Origin of the sequence: Plesiocystis pacifica SIR-1 (assembly GCF_000170895.1) — a bacterium.
Taxonomy (GTDB): Bacteria; Myxococcota_A; Polyangia; order Nannocystales; family Nannocystaceae; genus Plesiocystis; species Plesiocystis pacifica.
Genome location: NZ_ABCS01000042.1, coordinates 68,726 through 79,617 on the forward strand (window position 1 = coordinate 68,726; position 10,892 = coordinate 79,617).

Here is a 10,892-nt window from a genome sequence, read left to right on the forward strand (position 1 = left end):
CTCACTCGAAGCCTCACTCGAGGCCGAAGGCGCGGACGACCCCGTCGACGTCGATGAGCGCGAGCTCCTCGACGCCGTCGCCGTCCACGTCCCCTGCGATCAAGACCTCGGCCCCCGGGATCCCCGGCAGGGGATCCGCGCAGCCGAGGGGCTCGCCCTGGGCGCGCACACCCACGGCGCCCTCGCCATTGGCGAGCACGAGCACCTCGCCCGGGCCAAAGCCGGGGCCCAGGTCGAGGAACACCCCGGCCTCGCGCGCGCCGGGGACCGTGGCGAACTGCAGGCTGTCCGGCTCGTAGTAGACCCCGGTCCAGCGCTCGATCACGCTGACGCCCTTGAGCGTGGGCGCGACCGCCAGGGCCGCCTCGGTCCCGTCGCCGTCGAGGTCCCCGACGACCCAGCTCGCGCTCGACCAGCCCGGCGCGAGCCCCCAGATCTGCCCGCCGCTCGACCACTCGCCCTCCGGGTTGGCGCGGACCTTGTGCGCCGTGGAGCCGTCGACGACGAGCAGGTCGAGGTCGCCGTCGCCGTCCACGTCGGCGCGGGCGATGTCCTGGTGCGCGTTGGGGACCTGCAGCAGCTGCCAGTCGCCCAGGCCCAGGATGAGGCTCCCGAACACGACGATGTCGAGGGCGTCGGGGTCAAAGCAGGCCGCGAGCTCGAGCTCGCCGTCGAGATCGGCGTCGACGGGCATGGGCGCGATCAGGTTCCCGGGCACGTCGAAGGCGTCGTCGACGACGAAGCCCCCCGCGCCGTCGCCCTGGGCGATGCCCAGGACGGCCTCGACGCTGCTGGTCAGCGCCAGGTCGATGCCCGGGCTCAGGTCGATGTCCAGGGCCGCGAAGTCGTCGAAGACCCCGGGCTCGGGCACGGGCGAGTCGAGGAGCTGAGCGCCCTCGACGACGTGCAGGCCCTGATCGTCGAGGACCGTGAGCTCGTCGTCGCCGTCGCCGTCCACGTCCACGAAGGCGAGGCTCAGCGGCGGGTCGGGGAGCGCGCTCAGGGCTGGCGGCAGCGGCAGCTCGACGAAGCTCGGGGTCCTCGGGCAGCTGGGCAAGGCGCTGGCGTCGGGGTCCGAGCACACGCCGTCGAGGCACAGCTCGTCGTCGAGGCAGGCCTCGTCCGAAGGGCACGGGACAAAGCCGGTGTCCGAGTCGGACTCCGTCGACGCGTCCGTCTCGGTCGACTCCTCCGTGTCCGTCGACTCGTCCGTGCTCGTCGACTCGTCCGTGCTCGAAGACTCCGACTCGCTCGACGATGTGCTCGTCCCGTCCCCCTCGTCGCCCTCGCTCGACTCGACCTCGCTCGACGACTCCGACGAGCTGCCGCTCGTGGTCGAGCCGCTCCCCTCCCCCGTCTCGCTGGCGTCCCCCGCTTCGTCCGCGCGATCGTCGGGTCCTCCCTCGACGCAAGCGAAGGTCAGGACCGCCATGAGCGCAGCCGCGGCGGGGCACCGAGCGAGCATCTGGCGAGCTTGCCAGACTCGAAGCCCGTGAACCAATCGCCCCCGGCCCTCAATCGCCCGCGGACTCGAGGCGATCGACGAAGAAGGCGTAGCCCTCGGCCGTCTCGCGAATCCGCGCGCTCAAGGGCTTCCCGCCCCCGTGGCCGGCCTCGTCGCTGACCCGCAGCAGCACCTCCGAGGCGCCCTGCGTCGCCGCCTGCAGCCGCGCGGTCATCTTGCGCGACTGCATGGGGTCGACACGCGGGTCGTTGGCGCCCGTGGTGAACAGCACCGCCGGATAGGCCCGCCCGTCCTCGACGTGGTGGTAGGGCGAGTAGGCGTGGAGGGCCGCGAACTGCTCGGGATCCTCCACGGTCCCAAACTCCGGGATGTTGTACTGGCCGTTGGCCGACAGCTCGTTGCGGAGCATGTCGTAGATGCCCACGCGGGCGATGACGGCGGCGACCAGCTCCGGGCGCTGGGTCAGCAGGGCGCCCATGAGCAGGCCGCCGTTGCTGCCGCCGATGATGCCCAGGCGCTCGGGCTGGCTGTAGCCCCGGGCGGCGAGGTGCTCGAGGGCCGCGGCGAAGTCGTCGAAGACGTTTTGCTTGTTCGTGCGCGCGCCCTGCTCGTGCCAGGCCTCGCCGTACTCGCTGCCGCCGCGCAGGTTGACCACGGCGTAGCAAAAGCCGCGCTCGAGCAAGGCGATGCGCGCGGGCGAGAAGCCCGGGGTCAAGCTGATGCCGTAGCCGCCGTAGCCCGTGACCACGCAGGGCCGGCTGCCGTCGAGGGGCGCGTCGGCGGCGACGAGGATGTTGACCGGGACCTTGGTCCCGTCCTTGGAGGTCGCGAACTCCCGCCGGACCTCGATGCCCGAGTAGTCCACGCCCTCGGGGGTGGGCTCGGCCAGGGCCGTCGTCTGGGTCTCGCCGTCGGCGCCGTGGCGGCGCCAGGCGTAGGGCTCGAGGTAAGAGCCCGCGCCGAACACCAGCGCGTCGCCGAGGGCGACCATCGAGCCGGCGCTGCCGACCGCGGGCTGCTCGGGCTTGTCGAGGGGCGCGCCCGTGCGGCGGTCGAAGGCCCGCAGCTCGCTCGGTCCGCCGAGCTGGTAGCGCGCGTAGACCCGATCGCCCACGACCTCGACGCTCGGGTCGCCCCAAAAAGAGTGCGTGAGCGTGTCCTCGGCCTCGGCCACGAACACCTCGCGCTTGCTCGGGTCGTCGAGGGAGGCCCGGAGCAGGCGCCCGCGGGGCGAGGCCTCGCCGACGTCGACGAACCACAGCTCCCCGCCGCCCACGCTGACCTGGACAATGCCGTCGTCGAAGGCGCTCAGGGGCTGCCAGGCGCCCTTGGTGTCGCGCAGGTAGTGGACGAAGCGGCCGCTGTCGCCGTACTGGATCGTGGCCAGGACCCGCTCGACCGCCTTGGACTTGGACTTGCGCTTGGACTTGCCCGTCTGGGGCACCGCCGCGAGGTGGATCTCCGCGATGTCCGGGAGCTCGCTGCCGAACTCGTGGGGGTCCGCGCTCGCGTCCTCGCCGAGGGTGTGGCGGTGGACCTGCACGTACTTGTCGAGCTCGGCCTCGGGGCGCTCCCCGGCCCGGGGGTAGCGGGTGTAGAGGAAGCTGCGCCCGTCGCTGGCCCAGGCCAGATCGCCGCCGGCCGTGCCCCCGTTGACCCGGGGGATGGGCGGCTCGACGAGGGCCCCCGTGGCGACCTCGAACACGTGCAGGTCGCCGACCTCGCTGCCCGCCTTCGACAGCGACACGGCCACCTTGGTGCCGTCGGGCGAGGGCCGGACCCAGTCGATGTGGGTCAGGCCGGCCTCGTCCATGGCGTTGGGATCGACGAGCACCCGCGCGGCCTCGACCTGCGCGGCGTCGTCGAGGCCGGGCAAGAGCACCAGCACGGGCTGGGCCGCCGGCGGGACGTAGCGCATGGCAAAGATGCCGCTCGGGCGGGGCTGAAGATCCCAGTGCGAGACCGTCGGCGCGCGCATGATCCCCGTGAGCCGCTGCTCGAGCTCGGCCAGGCTCGGCGAGGCCTCGAGCACGCGCTGGGCGTGGGCGTCCTGGGCCCGGCGCCAGGCCTGGACCTCGGGGTCGCTCGCGTCCTCGAGCCAGCGATAGGCGTCGACGACCTCGACCTCGTGGTAACGATCGACCACCGGGCGCGGCTCGGCCACGGGCGGACCTTCGGCCGCCGCGTCCTCGGCCTCGTCCACGATCGGAGGCGCGCTGTCCCCCACCGGCTCGGCGCAGCCCAGGCCCAAGCCCAAGCTCAGGCCCAGCGCCGCGACGATGCCCCCAAAGCCGTTCACGTCCTTGCTCATCTCGCTTCGCTCCATCAGTCGACCTCGCCGTCGAGCATGGCCAGCAGGCGCCCGAGGACGACCTCGCCCTGAGCCCGCAAGCCATTGTGTTCGTGGTCCGCCGTCACCCAGCAGCGCAGCTGTGGAATCTCCGCGGCCGTGGCCTCGGAAAAGCGCCGCTCGACGTACATGTCCTCGGTATACACCGCCGCCACGCATGGCACTTTGTTCCGCGAGAGCTGGCCCGGATCGTAGAGGGCGGGCCACTCGTCACGGGTCGCCAGCGCCTCGGCCACGGCGGCGTGGGGACGCAGCTGGCCGTACTCCTCGAACATCCACGGGTAGATCATCTCGCCGGTGAACAGCATCGGCTCGGCGTCCTCGGCGAACTCGGGCAGCTCGCCGCGGACCCGCTCGGCGGACCAGCGCGAGGCGCTGCCCGGGCCCTCGCAGTAGGCGGCTTCGTGCAGCAGCGAGAAGAGCGGGTTGGTGTCGAAGGCCATGACCTTCTCGAGACCGACGAGGAACTCGTGGGCCGGGCGCGGGCCTGTCACGGTCCGCCCCTGGGCGCCCTCGAGCAGGTAGTGGACGATCTCGAAGCCGTCGTCGAAACCAAACTGCAGGCCCAGCTGGGCGACGCGCCGGGGGCTGAGGCGGTCACCGCCCAGGCTGCGCACCTCGGTCTGACGCAGCTGCGCGACCAGGCGATCGAGGGCGCCGCGATCGCTGGGGTAGCGCTCGAAGTAGCGGCGGTTGCGGTCGCGGACGCGGGCGTAGGTGGCCCGGTAGATGTCGTCGATGGGCACGCCCACGGGCGGGATGCCGCCGGTGATGATCGCCGCCTCGAGGCCCTCGGGGGCGAAGGACAGGTAGGTCAGGGCACAAAAGCCGCCGAAGCTCTGGCCGAGCACGGTCCACGGCCGGTCAAAGCACAGCGCCTCGCGGATGGCCTCGCAGTCCTGGACGATCGCGTCGGCGCGAAACAGGGCCAGGCACTCGGCCTGGACCTGCGGATCGGCCGAGTTGGCGACGGCGGGCAAGCTGGCCCCGTCGATCCGGGTGCTGCGCCCGGTCCCGCGGGGGTCGAGGAGCACCACGCGGTAGCGCTCGAGGGCCTTGGCCAGCCAGCCGCCGCGGCGCATGGGTCGGGGCGAGGCGAAGCCGGGGCCGCCCTGCAGGAACACGAGCGCCGGGCGCTGGGCGGCCTCGGCCGCGTCGACCTCGCTGGGCGTGACCTCGCGGGCGAACACCTCGATGGTCGCGCTGCTCTCCCCGCGCGCGGCGGCGCCGTGGTCGATGGGCAGCTCGAAGCGGTGGTCCTGGAGACGCAGGCCGGGGAGGAATACGAAGTCGTCGGGGTGGTGCATGGCTTTGGACGGGCGAGAAGGGGCGAGAGGGCTCAGCGCAGCATGAAGCCGCGGGGCAAGGGGTCGTCGGCGTCGAGCCAAAACTCGGCCTTGCCCGTGGCGTGGGCGAAGCCGCGGACCTCGGGGACGACCGCGGGGCGGTCTCCGGCGCGGGTCGTCTCGAGCACGCGGACGTCGAAGGGCGTGCCCAGGATGCTGTCGATGGTCCGCCACTCGCCCACCGGCAGCTCGCCGGCGGCGTGCAGCAAGGCCGCGCGGCCGCTGACCCCGGTGCCAGTCGGCGAGCGATCGACCTCGCCGTCCGCGAACACGCACACGTGGCGGCTGTGCACGCCGTCGCCCAAGGGCCGGTGGGCTCCGGGGGTGCCCGTGAAGATGGCCCCGTAGAGGAACTCGAGCTCGGGGTCGCCGCTGGGGTGACGCATGGCCACGCGCGCGCAGACGGCCGCCTTGATGGCCCGGCCGAGCTCCACGAGGGCGCCGTGATCGGCCGGGGCGAGGCCGCGGCCCGAGCCCACCGCGAGCTGGTCAGCGTCGACGTAGGCGTAGAAGGCCCCGCCAAAGGCCACCGTGCAGCGGAGCGCGTCGTGGCCCTCGGCCAGCACGAAGCCCGGAAGGTCCAGCGCGTCCACGGGCAGCGCGAGCTCGGGGCCGAGCACGAAGCTGGGCACGTTGATGAAGCTGACGGCGCCGTTTTTCTCGAGCCGAGCGACCACCCGGCCCGCAGGCGTGTCGATGCGGATCGCGTCGGGGTCTCGGGGCGTGAACAGCCCGTGGCGCATGCCCACGGCGACCAGGGCGATGATCCCGTGGCCGCACATGGTGCTCCAGCCGACGTTGTGCATGAACAGCACGCCCACGTCGCCGTCGGGGCTCGCCGGCGGGGTCAGCAGCGCGCCGTACATGTCCGCGTGCCCGCGCGGCTCGAGCATCAGCAAGCGGCGCAGGTGATCGTGGTGCTCGCGGGCGTAGGCCCGGCGGGCGACGATGGTCTCGCCGGGGACGTCGGGCCAGCCGCCGGTCACGATGCGCAGGGGCTCGCCGGCGGTGTGGGCCTCCAAGGTGGTGATCACGGGGGTCTTGGGCATGCTCGGCTCGAGGATCTCAGGTCAGGGGAAGTCCGAGGGACAAGACGCGCGCGCGCTCGAGGGCGCGGCGGGCCGCGAACAGGTCCTGCGCGGCGAGGCCCACGGAGTCGAACACGGTCTTCGATGCGGGCCGCGGCGGCGCGCCGGCCAACACCAGCTCGCCCAGCTCGCGCCACGCCTGGGGCTGCGTCAGGCCAGCGTCGACGGCCGCGAGCAGCTCGCCGGCCTCTTCGAGGGCGGCCTCCCGGCGATCGACGACGATCGCCGCGTCGCGCAGGGTGTCGAGGTCGAGCTCGCGCATGTCCGGGTGGAAGCTGCCCACGCAGTTGACGTGGACCTCGGGGGCCAGGGCCGCGCCCGGGAACACCGGCGCGGTCGAGCTCGTCGCCGTGCACACGATCGCCGCGCCCTCGACGGCCGCCGCAGCCGAGCCGCCGCGACATGCGCGGACGCACCCGCGCGCCATGGCGGCGATGAGGCCTCGACGCGCGCGGGCGTGGGCCAAACACGCGCACTTCGTCGAGCTCGCGGACGGCGTACATGGCCAGGAGCTGGGTCCGCGCCTGGGCGCCCGCGCCGATGATCGCGGCGACGCGGCACGCATCCCCTCGCGGCGCGAGCAGATCCGTGGCCAGGCCCGACGCCGCGCCGGTGCGCAGGGCCGTCAGCGCGGTGCCGTCGAGCACGGCCTCGAGCGCGCCGGTGTGTCCGTCGACGAGCTGGACCGTGCCCAGGGTCCGCGGCATGCCGCGGCTGGGGTTGTCCGGGACCACGCTGACGAGCTTGCACACCGCGCCTACGCCCGGGGCCGCGGCGGCCATCACCAGGGCGACCGAAGCCGCCTTCGAAACCACCTTCGATTTGGCGCCAGCCAGCGCCACGACCTGGCGCTGCGGCAGCGCGACCTCGCCGCGAGCGAGGGCCGCGAAGGTGTCCCGCGCGGCCGCGATCGCCTCGGCCATCGGCAAGGCCTGCCCGATGGCCGCGGCGTCGAGGTAGCGAGGCGCCGACCTCATAGCGGCGAGATGCACACCCCGAGGTTCTCGTAGATCGGCGAGGGCGTCTCGAAGAAGGCCACGCACTCCGTGTCGGGCTTGCCATCGCACGCGCCGCCGTCGCTCAGGTCGCAGTAGTTGGTGCAGCAGCCGCTCGAGTTGCAGCCCGGCACGGCCTCGCCCGCCGAGCAAAACAGCCCCGGCAAGCAGTCGTTGGTGTAGATGCACGGCGCCGCGTCCTCGTAGCCGCCGCTGATCGGCTGGCAGGTGAAGAAGTCCTGGCCGCCGGCGATGTAGCAGCCCACGCCCTCGAGGCCGCAGTCTTGGAGCAGCGGGTCGCAGGCGTCGACGCACACGTTGACCACGCCGCTGTTGGTGATCTGGCAGATCCCGCTGTTCTCGCAGGCGGGCTCGTCGAGGCTGCCGCCGCAGTAGGGCAAGCAGGTGCCGACGAGCTGGTTTTGATCGTCGTAGACGAGCTGCCAGCACAGGTTGTCGCCGTCGCAGGAGTCGGTCCCCTCGGTCAGCGAGTCGGTCACGCACTGGTCCCCGGAGACCCCGTCGCCCATGACCGGCACGCACTTGTTGGCGTCCCACGTGTCCCCGCCGCCGGAGATGTAGGGCACGCACTTCTCCCCGTCCGGGCAGTCCTTCGAGAAGGGATCGCAGGCGTTGGCGCTGGGCATGTCGCCGCCCGGGAGGAAGTCGTCGCTCTCGTCCCCGACCTCGTCCTCGGTGGTCTCCGCGTCGTCGTCGGCGGCGTCGGTGCCGTCGTCGTCGCCCTTGCTGTCGCCAAAGCTCGGCGAGTCGTCGCCGGGGTCGTCGGACTTGCAAGCCAAAGAGAGAGAGAGCGCGAGGGCGAGGGCGCCGAGGCCGAGGGCTGGACGAAGGGTGATCGTGGTCATGACTCCGGTTCCGTTGTGTCTTGGAGGGCTACGAGTCGGGCGCCGCTCGCTTCGAGCTGGCCCCGTGGACTTTGGAGGTATCGATGAGCAGGAGGATCTGCGCGGGCTCGTCGCCCGGGTTGCGATACTCGGTGGTGCTCTGCGGGCCGTAGGTGATCGAGTCCCCGAGCTCGAGCTCGAAGCTGCGCCCGCCGAGCACCACCTCGACGCTGCCCTCGACGACGGTGGCCAGCTCGACCATCCCGGGCAGGTTCGCGCCCATCTCGCCGGACGACTCGCCCGCGGGCAGCTCGTACCAGGCGAGCTCGAGGTTGCGATCCAACAAGGAGGAGCGCAGGCCGTGGCGGACCACTTGGGTGTCGGGGTCGACGAGGGTGCGGCGCTGGTCCGCGCGGACGATCGAGACCTCGACGGCCGGCGAGTCCTCGAGCAGGTCCGTCAGCGAGCAGCCGAGGGCGCGGGCGATCTGATAGGCGAGCTTGACCGTCGGGTTCTTCCGGGCGCGCTCGACCTCGGACAACATCGTGCTGCTGACGCCGCTAGCCTGCGCCAGCGCATCGAGGCTCAGCCCCAGCGCCTGGCGGCGACTGCGGATGTTCTTGCCGATACTGGAGGAGGGGTCGTGCATGGGCGCTATATACCCGGCGCGAAAACTCCATACGCTATAGCGTTGAAAAGTGTCAAGGCATCTTTTACCATCATGGCGAACATGCCCTTCTCGTCGGACACAAATGGTCCCAATACTCGGCATGAGGAGCGGGTTGCCGACTCCCGGCATTCCACCAAAGCGGATACGATGCCGACCAAGATGCGGCCGACCAACGCCATGGCGTTCATTGACAGCCACACCGAGGGCGAACCAACCCGGGTCGTCTTTGACGGCATCCCGGATCTCGGGGTGACATCGATCGCCGAGCGCTCCCGGGCCCTGCGCGAGAGCCACGGGTGGCTGCGCGCCGCGATCGTCGACGAGCCCCGGGGCTACCCCGCCCTCGTCGGCGCGCTCTTGCTGCCGCCCTCCCCCGACTTCGTGCCCACCCTCGCCCCGCGAGCGGCCGCGGCGGTCGTCTACGTCAACAACGTCTCGACCCTGCCGATGTGCGTGCACGCGAGCATCGGCGTGGCGCGGACCCTGGCCCAGCTCGGCCGCGCCCCCGAGGGGGTCTGGCCCGAGCCCCTGGCCCTCGAGACCCCAGCCGGCGAGGTCGCGGTGCGCATCGAAACAGATGGATGGATCACCGTGACCAACGTGCCGGCGTACCGGTCCCGCGCGGCCGTGGCCGTCGAGACCTCCCGCGGCACGGTCCGCGGCGACGTGGCCTGGGGCGGGAACTGGTTTTTCATCGTCGAGGAGCCGCCGGTGCCCGTGGCCGCCGAGCACATCCCCGCGCTGACCGAGCTGTGCCTGGAGATCCGCGCGGCCCTCGACGCGGCCGGCGTGCGCGGAGACCAGGGCGAGTTCATCGATCACGTCCAGCTGTGCGGGCCTAGTACCGGTACTAGCCCCAGCGCCGACAGCCGCAACTTCGTGCTGTGCCCGGGCGGCGAGTACGACCGCTCCGCCTGCGGCACGGGGACCAGCGCGCGCATGGCCTGCCTGCACGCCGACGGCCGCCTGGGTCCGGGCCAGCGCTGGGTTCAAGAGGGCATCACGGGCAGCTGCTTCGTGGGCAGCGTCGAGCCCTGCGAGGCCCTCGCGCCTGGCTGCGGGGCGCCCTGCGTGCGGCCCCAGGTCCGCGGCCGGGCCTGGGTCACCGCCGAGGGCAAGCTGCTCTTCGATCCCCGCGACGATCGCCACGGCCGGCCCACTCGAACCCCGCCCGAGGTCCAGCGGTGATCACCGTCGTCGGTGCCGGCATCGTCGGGGCCGCCTGCGCCCGCGCCCTCGTCCGCGGCGGCGCGGCGGTGCGGGTGATCGACGCCCGCGCGCCCGGCACGGGGGCGAGCGCCGAGGGCATGGGCCACGTCCTCGCCCTCGACCACGACCCGCCGACCCTCGCCCTGAGCCACCGCAGCCTCGAGCTGTGGCACGCGCTCGCCCCCGCCCTGCCCCAGTCCGCGGAGTGGAGCGGCGCGGGCACGCTGTGGCTGGCCCGGACCCCCGACGAGCTCGAGCGCGCCTGGGACGAGGCCGAGGGTCTGCGCGGCCTCGGCCTTCGGGTCGAGCGCCTGGACAACGACGCGGCCCGGGCCCTCGAGCCCTGCCTGTCGCCGACGCTCGCCGGGGCCCTGCGCGTCGCCGACGATCGCGTGGTCTATCCGCCCGTCGTCGCCGCGTGGATGCTCGCCCAGGCCCGGGAGTCGGGGGCCGAGGTGACCACCGGCGTCGGCGTGCGCAGCCTCGAGCCCGCCGACCAAGGCGAGCGCGTGGTCCTCGACGACGGCCGCGCGCTCGAGTGCGAGGCCGTCGTCCTGGCGACGGGCCTGGGCACGGGCGCCCTGCTGCCCGCCGACTCCCCCCTGCGCGCGGCCATCCGTCCGCGCCGCGGCCACCTGATCATCACCGAGCGCCTACCGACCGCCGGCGCCCTCTCGCCCCTGGCTCGCCTGCGCCACCAGCTCGTCGAGCTCGGCTACCACGACTCCGTGGCGACCCGCGGGGCGACGAGCGTGGCCTTCAACCTCCAGCCCCGGTCCACGGGGCAGCTGCTCCTCGGCTCCTCGCGCCAGGACATGGATCCGAGCCTGCCCCTGGCCGCCCTCAAGGCCATCGACGCCGACACCCTCGGGCGCATGGTCGCCCGGGCCCAGCCCTTCGTGCCCGCCCTGGGCCAGGCCCGGG

9 protein-coding genes and 1 pseudogene are annotated in these 10,892 nt (G+C 72.8%); 2 read left to right on the forward strand and 8 right to left on the reverse strand.

Annotated elements, in window-relative coordinates:
• Positions 1 to 13 precede the first annotated feature (13 nt).
• From PPSIR1_RS21210 to PPSIR1_RS43405, 8 genes and pseudogenes are all read right to left on the reverse strand, one after another.
• Positions 14 to 1,465 (reverse strand): FG-GAP-like repeat-containing protein, encoded by a 1,452-nt coding sequence (locus tag PPSIR1_RS21210; protein WP_157595785.1) that lies wholly within the window; start codon positions 1,463 to 1,465, stop codon positions 14 to 16.
• 49 nt (positions 1,466 to 1,514) lie between these two features.
• The gene (locus PPSIR1_RS21215; protein WP_198154571.1) at positions 1,515 to 3,776 is read right to left on the reverse strand and encodes a prolyl oligopeptidase family serine peptidase; all 2,262 of its coding nucleotides are present in this window, start codon (positions 3,774 to 3,776) and stop codon (positions 1,515 to 1,517) included.
• Positions 3,777 to 3,790: 14 nt separating this feature from the next.
• The gene (locus PPSIR1_RS21220; protein ID WP_006973204.1) at positions 3,791 to 5,122 is read right to left on the reverse strand and encodes an alpha/beta fold hydrolase; all 1,332 of its coding nucleotides are present in this window, start codon (positions 5,120 to 5,122) and stop codon (positions 3,791 to 3,793) included.
• Between the two features lie 32 nt (positions 5,123 to 5,154).
• On the reverse strand, positions 5,155 to 6,210 hold the full coding sequence (locus PPSIR1_RS21225; RefSeq protein ID WP_006973205.1) for a proline racemase family protein: 1,056 nt from the start codon (positions 6,208 to 6,210) through the stop codon (positions 5,155 to 5,157).
• 16 nt (positions 6,211 to 6,226) lie between these two features.
• Positions 6,227 to 6,676 (reverse strand): hypothetical protein, encoded by a 450-nt coding sequence (locus PPSIR1_RS50800; RefSeq protein WP_198154572.1) that lies wholly within the window; start codon positions 6,674 to 6,676, stop codon positions 6,227 to 6,229.
• A 76-nt stretch (positions 6,677 to 6,752) separates the two neighbouring features.
• Positions 6,753 to 7,226, reverse strand: a pseudogene (locus PPSIR1_RS51295) (ornithine cyclodeaminase family protein); the annotation flags it as partial.
• The gene (locus tag PPSIR1_RS21235) at positions 7,223 to 8,110 is read right to left on the reverse strand and encodes a hypothetical protein (RefSeq protein ID WP_006973208.1); all 888 of its coding nucleotides are present in this window, start codon (positions 8,108 to 8,110) and stop codon (positions 7,223 to 7,225) included. The pseudogene PPSIR1_RS51295 and the gene PPSIR1_RS21235, both read right to left, overlap by 4 nt.
• A 28-nt stretch (positions 8,111 to 8,138) precedes the next feature.
• Positions 8,139 to 8,738 (reverse strand): helix-turn-helix domain-containing protein, encoded by a 600-nt coding sequence (locus PPSIR1_RS43405; RefSeq protein ID WP_006973209.1) that lies wholly within the window; start codon positions 8,736 to 8,738, stop codon positions 8,139 to 8,141.
• A gap of 168 nt (positions 8,739 to 8,906) precedes the next feature.
• On the opposite strand from PPSIR1_RS43405, the gene PPSIR1_RS21245 reads away from it, so the two are divergent.
• Both PPSIR1_RS21245 and PPSIR1_RS21250 read left to right on the forward strand, forming a co-directional pair.
• Positions 8,907 to 9,947, forward strand: coding sequence for a proline racemase family protein (locus PPSIR1_RS21245; RefSeq protein ID WP_006973210.1), 1,041 nt, complete (start codon positions 8,907 to 8,909; stop codon positions 9,945 to 9,947).
• A partial coding sequence (locus PPSIR1_RS21250) for an NAD(P)/FAD-dependent oxidoreductase (protein ID WP_006973211.1) occupies positions 9,944 to 10,892 on the forward strand: 949 nt, incomplete at its 3' end. The genes PPSIR1_RS21245 and PPSIR1_RS21250, both read left to right, overlap by 4 nt.

What these genes read in the sequence shown, in the direction of transcription:
- PPSIR1_RS21225 (WP_006973205.1), bottom strand. Translation starts at nt 6,210, where the DNA reads ATGCCCAAGACCCCCGTGATCACCACCTTGGAGGCCCACACCGCCGGC.
- PPSIR1_RS21210 (WP_157595785.1), bottom strand. Translation starts at nt 1,465, where the DNA reads ATGCTCGCTCGGTGCCCCGCCGCGGCTGCGCTCATGGCGGTCCTGACC.
- PPSIR1_RS21245 (WP_006973210.1), top strand. Translation starts at nt 8,907, where the DNA reads ATGCCGACCAAGATGCGGCCGACCAACGCCATGGCGTTCATTGACAGC.
- PPSIR1_RS50800 (WP_198154572.1), bottom strand. Translation starts at nt 6,676, where the DNA reads ATGGCGCGCGGGTGCGTCCGCGCATGTCGCGGCGGCTCGGCTGCGGCG.
- PPSIR1_RS21215 (WP_198154571.1), bottom strand. Translation starts at nt 3,776, where the DNA reads ATGAGCAAGGACGTGAACGGCTTTGGGGGCATCGTCGCGGCGCTGGGC.
- PPSIR1_RS21235 (WP_006973208.1), bottom strand. Translation starts at nt 8,110, where the DNA reads ATGACCACGATCACCCTTCGTCCAGCCCTCGGCCTCGGCGCCCTCGCC.
- PPSIR1_RS21220 (WP_006973204.1), bottom strand. Translation starts at nt 5,122, where the DNA reads ATGCACCACCCCGACGACTTCGTATTCCTCCCCGGCCTGCGTCTCCAG.
- PPSIR1_RS43405 (WP_006973209.1), bottom strand. Translation starts at nt 8,738, where the DNA reads ATGCACGACCCCTCCTCCAGTATCGGCAAGAACATCCGCAGTCGCCGC.